Source organism: Aeromonas sp. QDB56, assembly GCF_027705505.1.
Lineage (GTDB): Bacteria > Pseudomonadota > Gammaproteobacteria > Enterobacterales > Aeromonadaceae > Aeromonas > Aeromonas caviae.
Genome location: NZ_JAPDBZ010000047.1, coordinates 1 through 20,739, shown reverse-complemented (window position 1 = coordinate 20,739; position 20,739 = coordinate 1). Strand labels below are relative to the sequence as shown.

The 20,739-nt window shown below is 61.5% G+C and carries 20 protein-coding genes and 1 pseudogene; 11 read left to right on the top strand and 10 right to left on the bottom strand.

Features of this window, described 5'->3' with window-relative positions; genetic code table 11:
- Positions 1-18: 18 nt before the first annotated feature.
- The 4 genes from OKB81_RS09730 to sdhC are packed head-to-tail and all read right to left on the bottom strand — an operon-like array spanning position 19 to position 3,248.
- Entirely contained in the window at positions 19-735 is a 717-nt protein-coding gene (locus OKB81_RS09730; RefSeq protein ID WP_160837942.1) for a succinate dehydrogenase iron-sulfur subunit, read from the bottom strand.
- A gap of 17 nt (positions 736-752) precedes the next feature.
- Positions 753-2,519 carry a succinate dehydrogenase flavoprotein subunit gene (gene sdhA, locus OKB81_RS09725; RefSeq protein ID WP_029314421.1) on the bottom strand — a complete coding sequence of 589 codons (1,767 nt, stop codon included), beginning with the start codon at positions 2,517-2,519 and terminating at the stop codon, positions 753-755.
- Position 2,520: 1 nt separating this feature from the next.
- Positions 2,521-2,865, bottom strand: coding sequence for a succinate dehydrogenase, hydrophobic membrane anchor protein (gene sdhD / locus OKB81_RS09720; protein WP_010674495.1), 345 nt, complete (start codon positions 2,863-2,865; stop codon positions 2,521-2,523).
- Positions 2,859-3,248: a succinate dehydrogenase cytochrome b556 subunit gene (sdhC, locus tag OKB81_RS09715; protein WP_029314418.1), complete on the bottom strand. Its 390-nt coding sequence runs from the start codon at positions 3,246-3,248 to the stop codon at positions 2,859-2,861. The genes sdhD and sdhC overlap by 7 nt, the downstream gene beginning before the upstream one ends.
- Before the next feature lie 423 nt (positions 3,249-3,671).
- Between sdhC and OKB81_RS09710 the strand changes: the two genes are divergently transcribed.
- From OKB81_RS09710 to OKB81_RS09700, 3 genes are all read left to right on the top strand, one after another.
- On the top strand, positions 3,672-4,958 hold the full coding sequence (locus OKB81_RS09710) for a citrate synthase (RefSeq protein ID WP_039040080.1): 1,287 nt from the start codon (positions 3,672-3,674) through the stop codon (positions 4,956-4,958).
- Between the two features lie 93 nt (positions 4,959-5,051).
- A complete protein-coding gene (locus OKB81_RS09705; protein WP_041215298.1) occupies positions 5,052-5,366 on the top strand; it encodes a DUF4377 domain-containing protein in 315 nt (104 codons plus the stop codon).
- Between the two features lie 97 nt (positions 5,367-5,463).
- On the top strand, positions 5,464-5,988 hold the full coding sequence (locus OKB81_RS09700) for a GNAT family N-acetyltransferase (RefSeq protein ID WP_160837940.1): 525 nt from the start codon (positions 5,464-5,466) through the stop codon (positions 5,986-5,988).
- 83 nt (positions 5,989-6,071) lie between these two features.
- Here OKB81_RS09700 and fabB read toward each other — a convergent pair whose 3' ends face one another.
- Complete coding sequence (fabB, locus tag OKB81_RS09695; protein ID WP_029314417.1) at positions 6,072-7,283, bottom strand: beta-ketoacyl-ACP synthase I; 1,212 nt, start codon at positions 7,281-7,283, stop codon at positions 6,072-6,074.
- 90 nt (positions 7,284-7,373) lie between these two features.
- On the opposite strand from fabB, the gene mnmC reads away from it, so the two are divergent.
- Positions 7,374-9,389 (top strand): bifunctional tRNA (5-methylaminomethyl-2-thiouridine)(34)-methyltransferase MnmD/FAD-dependent 5-carboxymethylaminomethyl-2-thiouridine(34) oxidoreductase MnmC, encoded by a 2,016-nt coding sequence (gene mnmC / locus OKB81_RS09690; protein ID WP_270663598.1) that lies wholly within the window; start codon positions 7,374-7,376, stop codon positions 9,387-9,389.
- Between the two features lie 116 nt (positions 9,390-9,505).
- Here the strand turns inward: mnmC and OKB81_RS09685 are convergent, their stop codons facing one another.
- Positions 9,506-10,111, bottom strand: coding sequence for a DUF922 domain-containing protein (locus tag OKB81_RS09685; protein WP_160837935.1), 606 nt, complete (start codon positions 10,109-10,111; stop codon positions 9,506-9,508).
- A gap of 323 nt (positions 10,112-10,434) precedes the next feature.
- Between OKB81_RS09685 and dcuC the strand changes: the two genes are divergently transcribed.
- The 5 genes from dcuC (at position 10,435) to OKB81_RS09660 (ending at position 16,918) form a co-directional block, all read left to right on the top strand.
- Positions 10,435-11,787 carry an anaerobic C4-dicarboxylate transporter DcuC gene (dcuC, locus tag OKB81_RS09680; protein WP_010674486.1) on the top strand — a complete coding sequence of 451 codons (1,353 nt, stop codon included), beginning with the start codon at positions 10,435-10,437 and terminating at the stop codon, positions 11,785-11,787.
- A gap of 90 nt (positions 11,788-11,877) precedes the next feature.
- Positions 11,878-13,527, top strand: coding sequence for a bifunctional metallophosphatase/5'-nucleotidase (locus OKB81_RS09675; protein WP_160837933.1), 1,650 nt, complete (start codon positions 11,878-11,880; stop codon positions 13,525-13,527).
- Positions 13,528-13,807: 280 nt separating this feature from the next.
- On the top strand, positions 13,808-15,451 hold the full coding sequence (locus OKB81_RS09670) for a hypothetical protein (protein WP_270805220.1): 1,644 nt from the start codon (positions 13,808-13,810) through the stop codon (positions 15,449-15,451).
- Positions 15,452-15,581: 130 nt separating this feature from the next.
- Positions 15,582-16,085, top strand: coding sequence for a M48 family metallopeptidase (locus tag OKB81_RS09665; RefSeq protein WP_010674483.1), 504 nt, complete (start codon positions 15,582-15,584; stop codon positions 16,083-16,085).
- Positions 16,086-16,105: 20 nt separating this feature from the next.
- The gene (locus tag OKB81_RS09660) at positions 16,106-16,918 is read left to right on the top strand and encodes a DUF2927 domain-containing protein (protein ID WP_052130431.1); all 813 of its coding nucleotides are present in this window, start codon (positions 16,106-16,108) and stop codon (positions 16,916-16,918) included.
- Positions 16,919-17,176: 258 nt separating this feature from the next.
- Here the strand turns inward: OKB81_RS09660 and OKB81_RS09655 are convergent, their stop codons facing one another.
- Positions 17,177-17,431 (bottom strand): DinI family protein, encoded by a 255-nt coding sequence (locus OKB81_RS09655; RefSeq protein ID WP_010674481.1) that lies wholly within the window; start codon positions 17,429-17,431, stop codon positions 17,177-17,179.
- Between the two features lie 224 nt (positions 17,432-17,655).
- Here OKB81_RS09655 and OKB81_RS09650 point away from each other — a divergent pair, with 224 nt between their 5' ends.
- Positions 17,656-17,925, top strand: coding sequence for a type B 50S ribosomal protein L31 (locus OKB81_RS09650; protein ID WP_039040091.1), 270 nt, complete (start codon positions 17,656-17,658; stop codon positions 17,923-17,925).
- Positions 17,922-18,047 (top strand): type B 50S ribosomal protein L36, encoded by a 126-nt coding sequence (ykgO, locus tag OKB81_RS09645; protein WP_010674479.1) that lies wholly within the window; start codon positions 17,922-17,924, stop codon positions 18,045-18,047. Before OKB81_RS09650 ends, ykgO begins: the two co-directional genes overlap by 4 nt.
- A 68-nt stretch (positions 18,048-18,115) precedes the next feature.
- On the opposite strand, the gene araC is transcribed toward ykgO, so the two are convergent.
- The 3 genes and pseudogenes from araC to OKB81_RS09630 all read right to left on the bottom strand — a co-directional run.
- Positions 18,116-19,027, bottom strand: coding sequence for an arabinose operon transcriptional regulator AraC (gene araC / locus OKB81_RS09640; protein WP_048207522.1), 912 nt, complete (start codon positions 19,025-19,027; stop codon positions 18,116-18,118).
- Positions 19,028-19,159: 132 nt separating this feature from the next.
- A complete protein-coding gene (gene araH, locus OKB81_RS09635) occupies positions 19,160-20,161 on the bottom strand; it encodes an L-arabinose ABC transporter permease AraH (RefSeq protein ID WP_160837929.1) in 1,002 nt (333 codons plus the stop codon).
- Between the two features lie 48 nt (positions 20,162-20,209).
- Positions 20,210-20,662, bottom strand: a pseudogene (locus OKB81_RS09630) (ATP-binding cassette domain-containing protein); the annotation flags it as partial.
- Positions 20,663-20,739 lie beyond the last annotated feature (77 nt).

Here is a 20,739-nt window from a genome sequence, read left to right as displayed (position 1 = left end):
GGCGCCCTGGCCCCGATACTACACGGCCCGGTTGAGCAACATCGACTTGATCTGACCGATGGCCTTGGTCGGGTTCAAGCCCTTGGGACAGACGTTCACGCAGTTCATGATGCCGTGGCAGCGGAACACGCTGAAGGCGTCATCCAGGTTGCCCAGTCGCTCACTGGCCGCAGTATCGCGGCTGTCCGCCAGCCAGCGATAGGCGGCGAGCAGGCCGGCCGGACCGATGAACTTGTCCGGGTTCCACCAGAAGGAGGGGCAAGAGGTGGAGCAGCAGGCACAGAGTATGCACTCGTACAGGCCATCCAGCTTGGCGCGCTCTTCGGGGGATTGCAGGTGCTCACGCACGGGCGGCAGTTTTTCGTCGTTGATGAGGAAGGGTTTGACCTTCTCCCACTGGGTGTAGAACTGGGTCATGTCGATCACCAGATCCCGGATCACCGGCAGACCGGGCAAGGGCCGAATGACGACCTTGCTGCCCTTCTTCAAGAGATCGGAGAGCGGCGTGATGCAGGCCAGACCGTTCTTGCCATTCATGTTGAGACCGTCAGATCCACATACCCCTTCGCGGCAGGAGCGGCGGAAGGCGAGCGTGGGATCCAGCTCCTTGAGCTGGATCAGTGCGTCGAGCACCATCATGTCGGAACCTTCAGGAATATCAAGACGATAATCCTTCATATACGGGACGTTATCAACGTCCGGATTGTATCTGTAGACAGAGAATATGACGTTCATTGTGCTTGGCTCCGCAATCAGTAAGTCCGGACCTTGGGCGGGAACGCCTCACGGGTCTTGGGTGACATGTTGACAGCGCGACGGGTCATGGACTCGGTGTCCGGATGATAGAGGCTGTGGCACAGCCAGCTCTCATCGTCACGCTCCGGGAAGTCGAAGCGGCTGTGGGCGCCACGACTCTCGGTACGGAAGTTCGCCGCCACCGCGGTGGCATAGGCGGTCTCCATCAGGTTGTCCAGCTCCAGGCACTCGATGCGCTGGGTATTGAACTCCTTGGAGGTGTCGTCCAGACGGGCGTTCTTGAGACGCTCGCGGATGAGTTTCAGCTCGGCCAGCCCTTCTGCCATGGCATCCCCTTCCCGGAACACGGAGAAGTTGTTCTGCATGCAGCGCTGCAGATCCTTGCGGATCTGGGCCGGGTCTTCCCCGTCACGGTTGTTTTCCCAGCGGTTGAAGCGCTCCAGCGCCTTGGCGATGTCGGCGTCGGTGGCTTCCACGCCGTGCTCCATCGAACCAAGGGTCTCCACCAGGTGCATGCCGGCAGCACGACCGAACACCACCAGATCCAGCAGGGAGTTGCCACCTAAACGGTTGGCACCGTGCACGGAGACGCAGGCGATCTCGCCCACCGCGAACAGACCGACCACCGGCACGTCGTTGCCATCCTTGTCCTGGGTCAGGCACTGGCCGTTCACGCTGGTCGGCACGCCGCCCATCATGTAGTGGCAGGTCGGGATGATGGGGATGGGCTCTTTGACCGGATCCACGTGGGCGAAGGTGCGAGAGAGCTCGCAGATGCCCGGCAGACGGGATTCCAGCACCTCTTTGCCGAGGTGATCCAGCTTGAGCTTGATGTGCGGGCCCCAGGGACCGTCGCAGCCACGGCCTTCGCGGATCTCGATCATGATGGAACGGGCCACCACGTCGCGACCGGCCAGGTCCTTGGCGTTCGGCGCATAACGCTCCATGAAGCGCTCGCCGTCCTTGTTCAGCAGGTAGCCGCCTTCACCGCGGCAACCTTCGGTCACCAGTACCCCTGCCCCGGCGATGCCGGTCGGGTGGAACTGCCAGAACTCCATGTCCTGCACGCCGACCCCGGCACGCAGCGCCATGCCGACGCCGTCACCGGTGTTGATGTGTGCGTTGGTGGTGGACTGGTAGATGCGACCGGCGCCGCCAGTGGCGAGCACGGTGGCCTTGGCCTTGAAGTAGACGACTTCACCGCTCTCCATGTCGATGGCGGTACAGCCAACGATATGACCATCCTGGTTCTTCACCAGATCCAGGGCATACCACTCGGAGAAGACGGTGGTCTTGTTCTTGACGTTTTGTTGATACAGGGTGTGCAGCAGGGCGTGACCGGTGCGGTCGGCTGCCGCCGCGGTGCGGGCAGCCTGCTCGCCGCCGAAGTTCTTGGACTGACCGCCGAACGGACGCTGGTAGACGGTACCGTTATCAAAGCGGGAGAAAGGCAAGCCCATGTTCTCCAGCTCATAGATGGCCTCGGGGCCGGTCTTGCACATGTATTCGATGGCTTCCTGATCACCGATGTAATCGGAGCCCTTGACGGTGTCATACATGTGCCACTGCCAGTTGTCGTCGTGGGCATTGCCCAGGGCGACCGTGATCCCGCCCTGGGCGGAGACCGTGTGGGAACGGGTCGGGAAAACCTTGGATAACAGGGCGCAGCTCTTGCCGGACTGGGCAATCTGCAGCGCGGCGCGCATACCGGCGCCACCGGCACCGATCACGACCGCATCAAATTCACGAGTTGGAATAGTCACCTTACACACCCCACAGCACGACGAAACCCGTCATCACATAGACAAACAGCACCACCACCAGCACAAACTGCAGCGCACCGCGCAGTCCGACCGGCTTGATATAGTCGGTCAGCACCTGCCACAGACCGATCCAAGCGTGGATCAAGACGCATACGAGTGTCAGCAGGGTGAAGACCTTGGTGAAGGTGTTGGAGAAGAAGCCGGTCCACACCTCGTAGGTGATGTCGTTGAACGCGACAAAGCCAACCAGATAGAGGACGTAGCACGTCATGATGAGGGCGGTGGCGCGGATCAGGATGTAATCATGAACACCGCTGCGCCCGAAAGTTGCAGAATTGGTTACCATACCAGTACCCCCGCCAATACCGCCAAAACCGCGGTGATCACGAAGGCCACACGGGCACTCTGATTACCGGATTCCAGCTCTTCCCAATAGCCCATGTCCATGACCAGGTGCCGCAGACCGCCCACGATGTGGTAAGCCAGCGCGGTCAGGATCCCCCACAGCACGAACTTGACCAGGAAGTTGTCCATGATGGCAACGACCGATTCAAATCCTTCGGGAGAGGCGAGTGAAGTACCAAGCATCCACAGCAAGATGGCCAATGCCACAAAGGTGATGACCCCTGAGACACGATGCAAGATGGAAGCGATGGCGGTGACAGGAAAGCTGATCGTCTGTAGGTCGAGGTTTACAGGTCTCTGTTTGTTTTTCACGGCTTTGCCCACTCAGCTCCATTGAGCACGTTAGTTATTGTTTTCACACGCTTTGAGGGCGAGGAGTGGCATTTGTTAGGTTTTTGTTACCAAAACAACTCAGGAAAGCCAAAAATAACATTTTCGATATCACATCTGGCTTTGCGAAAGCGTTTCAAACACCGACGACCATCACCCACGTGGCGCAGTATATCGGCGGCCTTAACCAATGACAATCAAATAGCTACACAGAAAATCCAAAACCGTAAACCAGATCTCACAACAGCTTTAACAAGTCATTAATGATCATCCAGCAAAATTGACAAAGACATGGTTCTCTGGTTCAAATAAGGCGCTCCAGCCGCCGTGGTACGGGTAAGAACCTTTGCCAGCGTCATAACAGTCGTAATAAAGTAGGGCTGGAACCAAATTATAAAAGAGCAAAGGAGACGTGCTATGGCTGATAAGATAGCCACCCTACATCTGCCCGGAAAAGAGCCGGTTGAATTGCCGATCCTCTCCGGTACCGTTGGACCCGATGTGATCGATGTCAGAAAGCTGGGCACGCAAGGATATTTCACCTTCGACCCCGGCTTCATGGCCACCGGTTCTTGCAAATCTTCCATCACCTACATCGATGGCGACCAGGGTGTCTTGCTGCACCGCGGTTACCCCATCGCCCAGTTGGCCACCCAGGCCAGCTACCTCGAAGTCTGCTACATCCTGCTCTACGGCGAGGCCCCCACCAAGACCCAATATGCGGAATTTGAACGTCTGGTCACCCGCCACACCATGGTGCACGAGCAGATCGCCTTCTTCTTCCGCGGCTTCCGCCGCGACGCCCACCCCATGGCCGTCATGTGCGGCGTGGTCAGCGCGCTGTCCGCCTTCTATCACGACGCCCTCGACATCAACAACGAGGAGCATCGCGAGATCTGTGCCTTCCGTCTGCTCTCCAAGATGCCGACCCTGGCCGCCATGTGTTACAAGTACTCCATCGGCCAGCCCTTCATGCAGCCGCGCAACGCCCTCTCCTATGCAGGCAACTTCCTGCACATGATGTTTGGCGTGCCGACCGAAGAGTACAAGGTCAACCCCATCGTCGAGCGCGCCATGGACCGCATCTTCACCCTGCATGCGGATCATGAGCAAAACGCCTCCACCTCCACCGTGCGTCTGGCCGGTTCTTCCGGTGCCAACCCGTTTGCCTGTATCGCCGCGGGGATCGCCTCCCTGTGGGGCCCGGCCCACGGTGGTGCCAACGAAGCCTGCCTCAAGATGCTCGAAGAGATTGGCTCCGTGGATCGCATCCCCGAGTACATTGCCAAGGCCAAGGACAAGAACGATCCGTTCCGTCTGATGGGCTTCGGTCACCGGGTTTACAAGAACCACGATCCCCGTGCCACCGTGATGCGTGAAACCTGCCACGAGGTACTGACCGAGCTGCAGATCAAGGATCCGCTGCTGGACGTGGCCATGGAGCTGGAACGCATCGCGCTGTCCGACCCCTACTTCATCGAGAAGAAGCTCTACCCGAACGTGGACTTCTACTCCGGCATCATCATGAAGGCCATCGGTATCCCCATGTCCATGTTCACCGTGATCTTCGCCATCTCCCGTACCATCGGCTGGATTGCCCACTGGAACGAGATGCACTCAGACCCGGATCAGAAGATCGGCCGTCCCCGTCAGCTCTACACCGGTCAGCCTCTGCGCGAGTTCGTGCCCCTCGACCAGCGCTGAGCCCGATCTGTCATGGTTTGTTACAAAGGCGGTCATTGACCGCCTTTTCTTTTGCAGGTTTAATCGCGCCCTTTTACGCCAAGGACACTCATCATGAAATCTCCCCTGCTCCTCAGCTCCGCCCTCCTGCTCAGCGCCTGCCAGAGCGCCCCGACCACCGAAACCCTCTATATCCAGGACAAGCTGGCAGACTGCGTCGGTGTCGCCCCCATGAAGTGCATGCAGGTGCGCAGTCAGCCGGGCGAGAGCTGGAGTCTCTTCTATCAGCAGATCGAAGGCTTCACCTTTGAACCGGGCTTTCGCTATCAACTCGAAGTGAGCAAGGAGCAACTTGCCGATGTGCCGGCCGATGCCCCTTCCTTGCGCTACCAGCTGATCAAGGTCGTGAGCAAGGAACCGGTTCGCTGACGAGTCGCTGACAGGTAACCCGGTTTCGTTTGTGTGCTCTCTGGGGTATGCTGTCAGCCCTTTTTGCCACGGTTTGAGTACGGACCCGACCCGCATCATGATCACGATCCGCACCATCCGCACGCCAGACTGGCCCGCCATCATGGCCATCCAGCACGAGTGTTATCACCAGTTCGAACCCGAGCCCCTCGAGGTGATGCAGAACAAAACCGAGCTGGCCCCCGCCTCCTGCTGGGTGGCCGAGCGTCAGGGCAAGGTGCTGGGTTACCTGCTCTGCCACCCCTGGCGTGCCCACCAGCCCCCGCCCCTCTCGGTGCCGATGAAGGCGCTGGCCGGTCACGACGAGTTCTATCTGCACGATCTCGCTGTCTCGAGCAAGGCACGCGGCCTGGGTGTCGGACAGCGACTGCTGGCAAGGGCGCTCGCTTTCGCGAGCCATGCAGGATATCGCCATGCAGGCCTGGTGGCGGTTCAGGATGCCCCCGCCTTCTGGCGCAAGCAGGGGTTTGTGCCCGCCGACACCGGCAAATCGCTGGTGGAGTATGGTGACGGGGCAGTCTATATGCGGTTGCCCCTGGCTGACAGCGGTCCCAAACCGGGAACCATCAGCAGAGTTCAATAAAAAGAATTCAATAAAAAGAGTTCAATAAAAAAGGCGCCTTTCGGCGCCTTTTTCTATTTCGCGTTGTGCTCCCCACAGGGAGATCAAGCCTTGAACTTGCTGAACACCAGAGAGGCGTTGGTACCGCCAAAGCCGAAGCTGTTGGACATGACGGTATTGAGGTCGGCCGCTTCGTATTCACGCACGATGGGCAGGCCCACGGCTTTCTCGTCCAGGTTCTCGATGTTGATGCTGGGGGCGATGAAGCCGTGTTCCATCATCAGCAGGGAGTAGACGGCCTCGTGCACGCCGGCGGCGCCCAGGGCATGGCCGGTCATCGCCTTGGTGGCGGAGAGCTTGGGTGCATTGCTGCCAAACAGGGTCTGAATGGCTTCCAGCTCCTTGGTGTCACCAACCGGAGTAGAGGTACCGTGAGTGTTGATGTAGTCCACCTTGCCGACACCCTGCATCGCCATCTTCATGCAACGCACGGCGCCTTCACCACTCGGGGCCACCATGTCGTAGCCGTCGGAGGTCGCACCGTAACCGGTGATTTCGGCGTAGATGTGGGCACCACGGGCCAGGGCGTGTTCCAGCTCCTCGACCACCAGGATGCCGCCACCACCGGAGATGACGAAGCCGTCGCGGTCCGCATCATAGGTGCGGGACGCTTTTTCCGGGTTGTCGTTGTACTTGGTGGAGAGCGCGCCCATGGCGTCGAACTGGATGGTGGAAGACCAGTCCAGCTCCTCGCCGCCACCGGCAAAGATGATGTCCTGCTTGCCAAGCTGGATCAGTTCCAGGGCGTGACCGATGCAGTGGGCAGAGGTCGCACAGGCGGAGCTGATGGTGTAGTTGACACCTTTTATCTTGAACGGGGTGGCAAGACAGGCTGAGGTGGTGGAAGACATGGTACGTGGCACCATGTAGGGACCCACCCGCTTGACGCCCTTTTCACGGGCGATATCGGCAGATTCGGAGGTGTTCTTGCCGGAGGCGCCGCCGGAACCGGTCACGATGCCGGTACGCTCGTTGGAGACCATCTCTTCCGGCAGGCCGGCATCTTCGATGGCCTGCTGCATGGAGAGGTAGGCGTAGGCCGCGGCGTCACCCATGAAACGCATGACTTTACGGTCGATCAGTTCAGACGGATCGAGTTTGATGTTACCCCAGACACGGCTGCGCAGGTTGTACTGCTCGAACTGCTCGGAATAGGTGATGCCGGATTTGCCTGCTTTCAGGGAGGCCAGCACCTCTTCCTTGTTGTTGCCGATACTGGAGATGACGCCGATACCGGTGATCACTGCTCTTCTCATTAATTCATCTCGTCTGGAAAAACTGGCACCGAGTCTACCCGCTTTCGGCTGCCAAACTGGTCTGCTTTCACGTAGAATGCCCGCGATTTTGTGACGCGAGCCGAGGAAAACGTGAGTCAAACATCCTTACATCATGCCCGATTGGACTGGAACGAAGCGGGAACTCCAGTCTCCAGTGAGTTCGGGGATGTGTACTTTTCCAATGATAACGGTCTAAGTGAAACCCGCTACGTCTTTTTGCAGCAAAATCGACTGCCAGAGCGATTTTCGCACCACGATAGTGACAGTTTCGTGATTGGTGAAACAGGTTTCGGTACAGGACTTAACTTTCTGGCCACAATGGCCGCTTTTCTGGAACGGGCCCCCCTGTCCGGCAACGGATCCCGGCTGCACTTCATCAGCGTCGAGAAATACCCCCTTACCCAGGCCGATCTGCGCAAGGCCCTGGCCGCCTGGCCCGAGCTTGCCACCTTGAGCCAGCCTCTCATCGACCAGTGGCCGCTGCCGGTCTCCGGCTGCCATCGCCTGCTCTTTGCCGATGGCCGCATCCGCCTCGATCTCTGGTTTGGCGACATCAAGGAGATGCTGCCTCAGGTGCCCCATCCGGCAACCGGTCTGGTGGACGCCTGGTATCTGGACGGTTTCTCCCCTGCCAAGAACCCAGAGATGTGGACCCAGGATCTCTTCGAAGATCTCGCTCGCCTCGCCCGCCCCGATGCCACCCTCTCGACCTTTACCTGCGCCGGTTTCGTGCGACGGGGGCTGATTGCCGCCGGCTTTGCCATGAAGAAGGTGAAGGGCCACGGCAGCAAGCGGGAGATGCTGGCGGGTGTTCGGGAAGGCAAAGTGCCGCAGCAGAGCATCGCCCCCTGGTATGCCCGCCCCGCAGGGCGGGAGGGAGAGGTGCTCATCATCGGTGGCGGCATCGCTTCCGCCATGACGGCGCTCTCTCTGGTGGAGCGGGGTCGGCACGTCACCTTGCTGTGCGAAAATGGCGAACCGGCCAGCGGCGCCTCCGGCAATCGACAAGGAGCCCTCTACCCCCTGCTCAACGGCGAGCACGATGCCCTGTCGCGCTTCTATTCGCTGGCCTTTGGCTTTGCCAGAAACCGGCTGCTGGCCCTGGCGAAGCACCACCCCGTCGCCTTCTCCCTGTGTGGCGTAACCCAACTCGGCTACGACGACAAATCCGCCGCCAAGCTTGCCAAGATGAGCCAGGGACTCTTCCCCCCCGAGCTGATGCACCCACTCTCGGCAGCGGAGGTTGAGCAGGTGGTCGGCCTGCCCTGCGATGCGGATGGTGTGAGCTATCCCCTGGGGGGCTGGCTCTGTCCGGCGGATCTCACCCGCGCCGCCATCAGGGAGGCGCAGGCCAGCGGGCGGCTGGAAGTGCTGTTCAATGCCGCTGTAACGCGTATTGCCGAAGAGGCCGATGGCTGGCGAGTGGAGAGCCGGGATGGCCGCCAGTGGCACGCCCCCAATCTGGTGGTGGCGGCCGGGCATCAGTTGCCAGCCCTTCTCCCCTTTGCCGAGCTGCCGCTCTATCCGGTGCGCGGTCAGGTGAGCCATGTGCCGACCACGGCTGGCTTGAGCCAGCTCAAGACCGTGCTCTGCTACGATGGCTACCTCACACCGGCCCACAACGGCGCGCACTGTATCGGGGCCAGCTATGGCCGCAACCAGACCGATCTAGCTTACCGCACCGACGAGCAGGAGCAGAACAGGGCGCGGCTGCAAGCCTGTGTGCCCCAGCAGCGCTGGCCGGCCGAGGTGGATGTGAGCGGTGCTCAGGCCCGCATCGGGGTGCGCTGCGCCAGCCGGGATCACCTGCCGGTAGCCGGGCCCGTCGCCCGGTTGGCGGCGCTGGCGGATCATGACGTCAACGCCCCCGCGGATCAGCAGAGCGCGCTGCCCCTGCACGCCGGCCTCTACGTGCTGGGGGCGCTCGGCTCCCGGGGTCTGTGCTCGGCGCCCCTGTGCGGCGAACTGGTCGCCAGCGAGATCTGCGGCGATCCCCTGCCGCTGGCCGCCGATCTGCTGGAGGCGCTCCACCCCGCCCGCTACTGGGTGCGAAGGCTGCGCAGGGGCAAGCCACTGCGCGACTAACTCCCCAGGAGCCGGGGCTGCCCGCCTCCACGCTATTGGCGCACCAATAAAAAACGGGCTCAATCAGCCCGTTTTTTATGTTTCCCATGAGCGTCCATGGGCCTGTACACGTGTCATCAGCCAGCCCTGGGCCAGACGACCCCCAGCTTGCGCCCCTGATCGGTCTGGCTGGCCAGGGTGTCGAACCGCGCCCGGGTGGCCTCCAGCACCGCCTGCCCTGCCTGCCAGCCCTGATGCTCCAGGGTTGGGCAATCCCGGGTCACCGGCAACTGGGCGAGGCGCGTGCCAAGCTGGCTCACGCTCTCCAGCAGGATGTCCTTGTGACGGCTCTCGTAGTCAAACATGGCGGCCACCAGCTTGTCCCACTTCTGGCGCTCCTTCGCGGGCGCACGGGCCTTGTCCATCCAGTTGGGCACCCTGACCTGGATGCGGGCACGGACGCTGGCCTGCTCCAGCTCGCAGCGCGCCGCCGTCGCCTTCGTCTGCAACTGCCAGGAGAGCTGATAGCTGGCCTTGCCGATGTGCCCGTCCGCCTGGGTGGGCGACAAGGCGGTGATCTGGCGCATCACGGCCCCCACATCGGCCCCGGAGACCCGATAGAACTGGAAGTCGACCTTGATATCGGGGGCGACCTTCACACCGGCATAGTGGGAAGGTGCAGCACCGATTGAGGCGGCATAAATGAGGGCCACCGTCACCCCTGTCTTGCTGAAGAGTCCCATCTGTCCGCGGCTTTGCTCCTTGTGAGTCCCGGCTTAATTTCAATTAATAATCAATGAATTAATAACCCGATTGGGAGATTACCCCTGATCCAGCCCCCTGTCATCCGCTCTTGGCACCCGGTTGCTGCAAACGTGCGAGTCATCACCCCGGCTCAGGCGGGGATTTGCAGTCGAGATCACAAGCTGCCATCGAATGGATGGTGAAATACTCCTTAGTGGGTAATATCCGCAGTGTTTTTGTTGGCCGATACCGGATAGTCCAGCGCAACCCTCTGGTGAGCCCTGGCAGGCCACCCCCTCACTTCAACTCTTGGGAAGGTTTTATGATAGAACTCCTGATCGGCACCCTGGTCACCCTGGCCGTGGGTCGCTACATCTTCAAGGGCTACTCCGCCACCGGGGTACTGCTCAGCGGCGGCCTGCTGCTGCTGGCGATCACCGCCCTGATGGGCAAGGCGGTGCTGCCGGCGAGCGTCCCCTCCACCGGCCACATGGCCACCGACATCTTCGAATACGTGCGCTTCCTGCTGGTCGACAGGGGGGGTGGCCTCGGCATGCTCATCATGGTGCTGTGCGGCTTTGCTGGCTACATGAGCCACATCGGCGCCAACACCATACTGGTGAAGCTCGCGAGCAAGCCCCTCGGTGTCATCAAGTCCCCCTACATCCTGCTGGTGGCCGCCTATCTGGTCGCCTGCGCCATGTCGCTGGCGGTGAGCTCCGCGACTGGCCTCGGGGTTCTGCTGATGGCCACCCTCTTCCCGCTGATGGTCAACATGGGGATCTCCCGTGGCGCGGCAGCGGCGGTGTGCGCCTCGCCGGCCGCCATCATCCTCTCCCCCACCTCGGGGGACGTGGTGATGGCCGCCCAGGCCGCGAACATGGAGCTCATCGAGTTTGCCTTCAAGCTGACCCTGCCCATTTCCCTGGTGGCCATCGCCGCCATGGCGGTGACCCACTTCTTCTGGCAGCGTTATCTGGATCAGAAGGCCGGGGAGCACAACGCCGCGGTCGCCCCGAGCGATCTCGTCACCGACGCCCCCGGCTTCTACGCCATCCTGCCCTTCACCCCCATCATCGGTGTGCTGCTGTTTGACGGCAAACTGGGGCCCAAGCTCGATATCGTCACCATCATCGTCATCTGCCTGGTGCTGGCCGCCCTGCTGGAGCTGGTGCGCAAGCGCAACGGCCGCGAGCTGCTGGACGGACTGCAGGTGTGCTGGCGCAACATGGCCGACGCCTTCGCCGGCGTGGTGATGCTGCTGGTGGGTGCCGGGGTCTTTGCCCAGGGTCTGATGGGGCTCGGTTTCATCGCCAACCTCCTGGATCTGGCCCAGAGCTTCGGTACCGGCGGCATCGTCATCATGCTGGTGCTGGTGGTCATCACCACCCTGGCGGCCTTCACCACGGGTTCCGGCAACGCCCCCTTCTACGCCTTCGTGGAGCTCATCCCCCATTTGGCCACCAGCCTCGGCGTCAACCCGGCCTATCTGGTGATCCCCATGCTGCAGGCATCCAACCTCGGCCGCACCATCTCGCCGGTCTCCGGGGTGGTGGTCGCCTGTGCGGGGATGGGCAATCTCTCTCCGTTCGAGGTGGTCAAACGTACCTCGCTGCCGGTGGCCGTCGGCCTGCTGGTGGTGATCCTCGCCACCCAGATCATGGTTCCCGCCTGACTCTTTACCGGCCCGGCTGCCGCCGGGCTGGTATCCCCCCCACCCCATGCAGTAGACTCGGTGCTCTTTTTTCCTAAGGAGGACCGAGCCTTGAGTATGACGGTTCAACTTGCCCACTTCAGCGACTGCCACTCCCATTTCGATGGCGCCCCCATGCGCTTCTCCCCCGATGGCGAGTCCGAATGGCGCACCCAGTGCGGCGGCTATGGCCGCATCCTGACCCGGCTCACCGCCCTGCGCCAACAGGCCGAGGCAGCCGGCCAGACCTGCCTGCTGCTGCATGGCGGCGATACCTTCCAGGGGTCACTTTACTTCAACCGCTTCAAAGGGCGGGCCAATGCGGACCTGCTGGCCCTCTTGCGACCGGATGCCATGGTGATCGGCAACCACGAATTCGATCTGGGCAACGGGCCGCTGGTGGAGTTTTTGCGCCAGCTCGATTTCCCGGTGCTCGCCGCCAACATCGACAACCGTCAGGAGCCCGCCGATGCCCCGCTGCGGCTGCAGGGACTGCCGCGGCTGTTTGACGCAAGCCGCCCCTGGCACAAGCGCGTCATCGACGACGTGCCCTTCGCCCTGCTCGGCATCACGCTGCCGCAAATGGCAGCCATCGCGAGCCCCGATCCCCACACCCGTTTCCACGGTATCGAAGAGACCTTGAGCCGTGCCCTCGAAGAGATCAAGGCCGCCGGCATCCAGCACATCATCCTGCTCAGCCACCTGGGTCTGGCGCAGGACAAGCGACTGGCGACCCGCTTCCCCGAGCTCAGCCTCATCGTCGGCGGGCACACCCACAGCCTGCTGGGGGATCTGGCGCCGCTCGGGCTCGACAGCGAAGGCAGCTATCCCCTCATGGTGAACGGGGTGGCCATCCTGCACGCCGCCCACAGCGCCCTCTGTCTCGGGGTGTGCGAACTCACCTTCGACGAGCAGGGACGCGTGTGCCAAAGCCGCGGCCAGCTGGAGTGGTTACCCTGGGATCCCTGGCCCTTTGCTTCCCCGCCTCCTGCGGGGCTGCACTTCTGCGAACCGGCCCCCGAGCTCGAACAGCATCTGGCCAGACGCTATCGCCCCGAGCTCGAAACCATGACCCGGCGCGTAGTGACCCGGCTCGCCGATCCGCTCCACCACCAGCGCCTGCCCGATGCCAGCCTGCCCGCCGGCAGCCAGGTCGCCCCCCTGGTAGCGAGCGCCATGCTGGCCAGTGCCCGCGAACAGGTGGGTCAGGTAGACTTTGCCCTGCACAATGCCGGGGGCGTACGCTGCTCCCTCGAGCCCGGCCCCCTGACCGAAGCAGACGTTGCCGGACGCCTGCTGCCCTTTGCCATTCCCCTCACCCTCTACCGGGTGCACGGCCATGAACTGGCCGAGGCGCTGGAGGGGGCCATCGACAACGCCACCAATAACGGGGTGACGGGCAATGGCAGTGGCAGCTTCCCCTATACCGCCGGGGTGCGCTTCTGCTATCAGGCCGACAGACCCAAAGGGGAGAGGATCACCCGCCTGGAATGGGAAGCCAGCCCGGGGCAGTGGCAGCACGTCGAGCCGGATGCCATCTATCGCGGGGTCTCCAGTGCCTATACCGCCTCCGGCAAGGAGGGCTACACGGCCCTTGCCCGCACCCTGACCCAGCACAATCAGGAGCTCGGCATCACCCTGGCGGATGCCTTCCTGCGCTGGGCACGTCACCTGCCGGAGCTCAGCCCCCTGCCGGCCCTGGTGGAGTATCACGGCCAGTGAATCTGGCATCGACCCATCCCGGGTCGGTGCCGCCTTTCCCCCGCATAGGGGAATCCTGATCCGCTCCCAGGCGCAGCCCCCCTTACCATGCAACCCCAGGCTGTGACGCCCGACTGCGCCTGCCCTGTCTTGTGATGGGGCCTGCCAATGCAGCCAGAGGCGTGAAAACGATACTTTTACGAATTATTTCAGGTGCCTACACTTCTTCCATTGCATCGTGCAGCCCGGCTCGGCAAGATAAGCCCGCTTTTTCAGTCTTTCCCGCAGGAACAGGTCACCCATGAATCATGCCATCCGCTTTACCCCGCACCGCCACAATCCCGGGATCAGGCCGTCGGTCATCTTGCTCACCGCCCTGATGGCTCTGCTGTTCTGTCTGCGCAATCCGTTGTTCCACGGCATGGCTCCGGGATTTGATGCCTCCCTGTTTGCGGTGATGGGCAAGATGTGGAGCGAGGGGGGCGTACTCTATCGGGACATGATCGACATCAAGGGTCCCATGATCTTCGCCCTCGATGCACTGGGCTATGGCCTTGGTGGCTTCTTCGGGATCTGGCTGCTGGAGTGGGTGCTCTGCTGGCTGGGCCTCATGGCGAGCTGGCAGGCTTTTTCGCAGCTCGGGCTCTCGGTGCGGGCGCGACTTGGCAGCATGCTGGCCCTGCTGGCGCTCTACAGCACTCGCTACTACTACGGCAACATGACAGAGGACTGGACATTCCATCTGGCCCTCATCGCCCAGTGGGCTTTCATCACCATGCTGCTGGACAAGCGATTCAGCTGGGGACCGGCCCTGGTCGCCGCACTCACCTTCGCCATCGTGGCCTGGATGCGCACCAACAACGGCGCCTTCTGGGGGGCCTGGTATCTGGTGCTCTTCTGTCACTGGTGCCTGCGCGAGCAGTGGCGCTGCGCCTTTGCCCTGCTCTTTTCCAGCCTGCTTGGACTGGCTCTCGTCGGCGGCCCGCTCTATGCCTACTTCCAGCACCACGACGTGCTGGCAGAGTTCAAATACTACGCCTTCGGCATCTTCTTTGAAGGGAGCTACGGCAACGGCTTCTCTCCTGAGGTGGGCGCCGTCGGTCTGCTGCGCACCGGCCTCATCATGCTGCTGCCCGCCTTCCTCGTCCTGATGCTCGGGCGCCGCCAGGAGTGGTATCTCCCCGCGCTGTGCGCCACCCTGCTGGGGGTGCTGTTCACCCTGATCGCCAACTCGGTCTCCGGTCATGTGTTCGATCACTATGACGTGCTCTATCTGCAGCTTGGCCTGCTGCCGCTCGCCTGCCTGCTGGATAGAAGCGAACAGCGATCCGATGGCCTGGGGCTGCTTTGCATCTCCCTGGTGGTGCTGACCGCCAGCTGGCTGCTGACCCAACAGCTCGGTTACGGCTGGAGCACCAAGGAGTGGTCTCTGGAGCGGGTGCGCGAGGTGCTCGGCAACAGCCTGCTGTGGGCCTTGCCCGTGCTCATTCTGGTCCCGCTCTGGCGCGCCTGGGACGTGCGAAGCGCCACCCCCTGGCTCGCCTCGCTGGCCATGCTGGTACTGCTGGTCAACAACGCCTGGGAAGGCAATCTCAAGGGCAGGCCGTTCAATCCCCCCGCCCAGGTCAGGGTCGATCGTATCCTGGCCGAGACGGCGCCTACCGACAAGATCTGGGTCGATGGTATCCAGCCGCAATACTACCTCTGGACCGATCGCCAGCCGGCCTCCGCCTATTTGTTCTTTGCCAACGTCAACCCGCCCTACGATGTGCGCGAGCGGGTGCTGGCTGACATCCAGCGCCAACAACCCAAATTCATCATCGCCAAACCGGAGCGGGTGGCACAGGAGCTCAAGACTCCGACCTCCCCCTCCCACCTTGCCTTCTACCAGTATCTGGCAGGCCAGTATGAAGAGGTGGACCCGGGCCTGTACCGGCGCCGCTAATCAGGCACACAGAAGGGGCCATCCTGGTGATGGCCCCTTTTCGTTGTCGTCATAAAGAGGGGGCCGACCATGTTCAAGGCGCCCCATCCTGACTACAATGGCGCTCTTTTTCGCGGCAGAGGGAAGAATCATGGCGGAGCTGACTTATCTGGGGGGCTATCCGGAGCCACTCAAGGCTCAGGTACAGCAGTTGATTGCGGCGGGCAAACTCGGCGAGATGCTGGCCAAGCGCTACCCGCAAACCCACCTCGTCCAGAGCGACAAGGCGCTGCTCGCCTATACCATGGAGCTGAAGAACCGCTACCTGAAAAGCTCCGCGCCGCTTTCCAAGGTGATCTTCGACGGCAAGATCAACGTGATCAAGGATGCCCTGGGACTGCACACCTATGTCAGCCGGGTGCAAGGCAGCAAGCTCAAGGCCAAGAACGAGATCCGTATCGCCGCCCTGTTCAAGGAGGCCCATCCCGCCTTTCTCAAGATGATAGTGGTGCATGAGCTGGCCCACCTGAAGGAGAAGGATCACAACAAGGCTTTCTACCAGCTCTGCCAGCACATGGAACCGGACTATCATCAACTGGAGTTCGATCTCAGGCTCTGGCTCACCTGGCGTGATATCGAGCGTACCGCCCGCTGATCCCCTTGCAAGGAGGCAAGATGCGCCCATGGCACACACCTCTCCAGTCCGTTCGCCATGGGCACTGGTTGCTCCCGGGGCTGATGCTCTGGCTCTTCTCACTGCCGCTGTCGGCCACCGAACGCTGGCAGCGTGATGACTACCTTGTCCAGAGCTTCATGGAAATCGCCATGAAACGGGAGTATGGCCATGAACAACAGGAGCACTTCTCCCGCTGGCCGGGCCCCGTGCGTCTCAAGCTCGTCAACGAATTCGGCGACAAGCCGCTGCAGGCCGAGGTCGTCAAGGTACAGACCCGTCACCTGAGCAGGATCACCGGTCACCCCATCGAGATTGTCAGCGACAACCCCAATCTCACCCTCATCATGACCCGGCACAAACAGATGGCGAGCTGGGCTGCGCGCACCATGCGCCAGGACGAGTCGGTGCGCATCGCCCTCAAGGAGGGGATCTGCCTAGCCAATTTCGCCACCAACGCTCGCTACGAGATCACCCGTGCCACCATCATCATTCCGGTGGATTACAGCAGGGCAAAGGGCCGTTTTCTGGATTGCGTGGTGGAAGAGTTGAGCCAGGTGATGGGGCTGCCCAACGACTCGGACAAGGTGTTCCCCTCCATCTTCAATGACAGCAGCATCGACAGCTTTCTGACCGGGCTCGACTACGTGTTGCTCAGGCTTGCCTACCACCCGGCATTGCAACCGGGTATGACGTCAGACGAGGTACGCGCGGCGCTCCCCGCGGCCCTCAAGGCACTGCGTGCCAATGGCGACATCGCACAGGCCACCCAACGGGTGCAGGTCGACAGCCTCAAGCGTTGGGCGGGACTCTGAGCGCAGCCAGAAACATTACTCTTTCGCCTTTCGCCTTTCGCCTTTCGCCTTTCGCCTTTCGCCTTTCGCCTTTCGCCTTTCGCCTTTCGCCTTTCGCCTTCATGGTCATGCGCTTACCCCATCAACGCAACACGCAGCCCATGGCTGCGTGTTTTGAAGAGCGGTTCGGCAAAGCCGGTACAGGGATCATCACCAGGCTGGAGGTTCCTCCTCGCGCCCTGGCAGATCACGACGATGCTTGCCGCAGGGAGCTTATCTTCAGGCCTCCAGAGCCTCTTCTTCCGGCATCCAGCTATCAGCGTTTTCCCACACCTCCTGCACCATGGCTTCGGCCAGCTCCTTGTCTTCCTTGCTGGCGCGACTGACCGTCAGAGCCATGGCACTACCCGGTGCCACCCGCACATGCAGATCGGGAAAGCGCTCACCCAGTTGCTTGAGCAGCTCCTGGCGCAAGGCCTCCATGGTCGAGGTGGGGATCTGGTGTTTTCTGTCGATGATGATTTCCAGGCGCATAGGGTACGTCTCCATGATAATTAACTGTATTTTTATACAGTAATTTTGAAAAGTAAAGATGGTGCCTGCACATAGGCCCTCACCGTCCATGCCTGCTCGCTGACGATGTGCAGCCGAACGACCCCGATTTTCCCCCATCGCTGTCATCATGGAAAAAACAGTTGATATTGATTCTCATCCATCGCATTATTTACATCTTGTTATAACATAACAAAAAGGCAATCATGCGCCCCCATATTCACCCTGAATACCGCAAGGTTCTGTTCCACGATCTCGCCAGCAATACCTACTTTCTGATCGGCTCCACGCTGGCCACCGATCGCACCAGAGAGTGGGAAGATGGCAACACCTACCCCTATGTGACGCTGGATGTCTCCAGCGCGTCCCACCCCTTCTATACCGGCAAACAGAAGCAGGTCGGCAAGGAAGGTCAGGTCGCTCGCTTCGGCCAGCGATTCGGTCAGTTCTTCAGCAAAGGAAAAGAGAAACAATGAAAGTCCTCGCCTCCCTGAAATCCGCCAAGTCGCGTCACCCGGACTGTCAGATCGTACGTCGACGCGGCAAGCTGTTCGTCATCTGCAAGAGCAATCCCAGGTTCAAGGCTCGTCAGGGCTGATTGCGCATCCGCCCCTCATGGATAACAAAAGCCCTCGTCATGAGGGCTTTGTCATCTCTGGGCTCTGCTCACAGCGGGGTGGCGCACTTGCGGTATTCGGTGGGGCTGACCCCTACCCGCTTTCGGAACACCCGCGAGAAGTAGAGCTGATCGTCATAGCCCACCTGCTGGCCTATGGTGGCGACCGACAGCGGCGTGGTCTGCAGCAGCAGCTTGGCCCGCATGATGCGCTGATCCTCACGCCAGCGCACTATGCTCACCCCCACCTGCTCGCGAAACAGGTGCGCGAGGCGCGAGGGGGACAAGAACACCTGCTCCGCCAGCGCTTCCACCGAGATCTCGGCCGAGAGGGACTCGCTCAGGATCTGGCACGCCTCGTGGACCCGGTGATCGATGGCTGGATAGGCATTCTGGGACGATGCCTCGTAGCAGCGGATGAGCAACCGCTCCAAGAGGTTCATAGCCAGTTGCTCCGACATGGGCCGCAGCTGCTTGTGGGTCTCCTCGATGTCGAGGAAGAGGGTGTCGAATTCGGTGAGCAGCTGGTTGTCCGCTAGTTGCAGTCGCCCCACCTGCTCCGTCACCTGGGGCCACTTGAGCCAGTCAGCCCAGTAGGCCCGCGGCCGGAAATAGACCCAGCGGTGATACCACTCCCGGGCATCCGGCGCCCGGCCGTAATGGTGCACCGCCGCTGGTGGAAAGAGCAGCAGGTCGCCGGGTTCCACGGTGAAGGCCTTGTCCCCCTGAAAGATCTGTCCCTTGCCCTTGATGGTCAGATTGACGATGAACCCCTTCATGCCGTGGGGCCTGTCGATGGTGAAATCCAGCGCGCTCCCCTGCTCGATGGGAGTCATCCCCGAGACCAGGAAGACGTCGAAGGCGTAGCCAGGCAGCAGGGGATTGAGTTGTTTCGGCTTCTCTTTTTGCATCGAGGACATGGCGGAAAACAGGGTTTCGGTAAAAAAGTCGACATGGGCCATTGTAGAGATCCGGCGTAGGAACCCCCTATGTTCGCAAGCTGTTCGTTGTGAAATTGTTGAACTGGCTCACAGCTTGCCGGGGAAAACACCGGGCCGACGCGAGGCCGGCCGGGTGACGAGGAAACACATCGCTCAGATACGGGCTTTGCGCACCTGCTTGTAGCGGTCGAACAGCACGGCGGCGAGCAGGATGAGGCCACGCACCACGTACTGGGCAAACGGGGAGATGTTGAGCAGGTTCATGGCGTTCTCCATCAGCCCCAGGATCAGCACCCCGGCGATGATGTAGGAGATTTTGCCGATCCCCCCCTTCATGGAGACCCCACCCAGCACGCAGGCGGAGATCACCACCAGCTCGAAGCCGATGGAGGTCATGGGCTGACCCGAGGTCATGCGGGATGCGAGGATGATGCCGGCGAGCGAGGCGATGAGCCCGGTCATGGCGAAGATGATGATCTTGGTGCGCACCACGTTGACCCCGGCCAGACGTGCCGCCTCCTCGTTGCCCCCCATGGCCAGGGTATTGCGCCCGAAGGTGGTCTTGTTGAGCAGCAGACCGAACAACACGAAGCAGACCGCCGTCAGCCAGATGGGCGTCGGGATGCCGAGCAGGGCGGAGTTGCCAAGCTCGAAGAAGCCCTCCTCCACGATGCCCACCGCCTTGCCGTCGGAGATGATGTAGCCCACCCCGCGCGCCATCTGCATGGTGGCAAGGGTGGTGATGAGGGCGTTGATCTTGAATTTGGCCACGACGATGCCGTTGATGAGGCCAAAGACAAGGCCCACCGAGAGACCGGCCAGAATGCCGAGGGGGATGCTCTCGGTGGCGTTGATGCCCACCGCGCAGGCGACGCCGGAGCAGGCCACCACTGAGCCCACCGACATGTCGAACTCGCCGGAGGCGAGGCAGAACAGCATGCCGCAGGCCACCATGCCCGACATGGAGACGGCAAGCCCGAGCCCCCGCATGTTGATAAGGCTGGCGAAGTTGGGGACCAGCACGCAGGCGAGCAGGAACAGGATGGCGAAGATCACCAGCATGCCGTACTGATCCCAGATGCGGGTCAGTTGCAGGAGGGTACCGCTCGCCGCGGTGTCGTTGGCGGCTTGGCCGACCGAGGTCGTTGTTGTCATGGTATTTCTCCTGAAAATTCCGGGTGCTATCTCGTTGCGGTCAGCAGATCAACGGGCCGGCATGGCCAGATTGAGCGCCTTGACCTCGTTGGCCTCGTCGTGGGAAAGCTCGCCGGCGATCTCCCCCTCCCGCATGACCAGGATCCGGTCCGCGATGCCCAGCACCTCCGGCAGCTCGCTCGAGACCACCACCACGGCGATGCCCACCTTGGCCAGATCGTAAATCACGTTGTAAATCTCGTTCTTCGCCCCGACGTCAATGCCCCGGGTCGGTTCATCGAGCAGGATCACTTTCATGTCTTCCGACAGCCAACGCCCCAGAATGGCCTTCTGCTGGTTGCCGCCGGAGAGGTTCATGATGGCCTGCTGGGGAGACGGGGTCTTGACCCGCATGTCGCGGATCCGCAGCCTCGCGTTCTCGTCCTCCCACTTCTGGTTGATCCAGAAGCCTCCCCACGCGTGGTGACGGCGGGCGCTGATGTTGATGTTCTCCTGCACCGATTGACATCCTCCCCCACCTTAGCGCTTCGCGTCACAGGAGGGGGATTCCCATTACTGGGTGATAGCTGCTCGCGCAG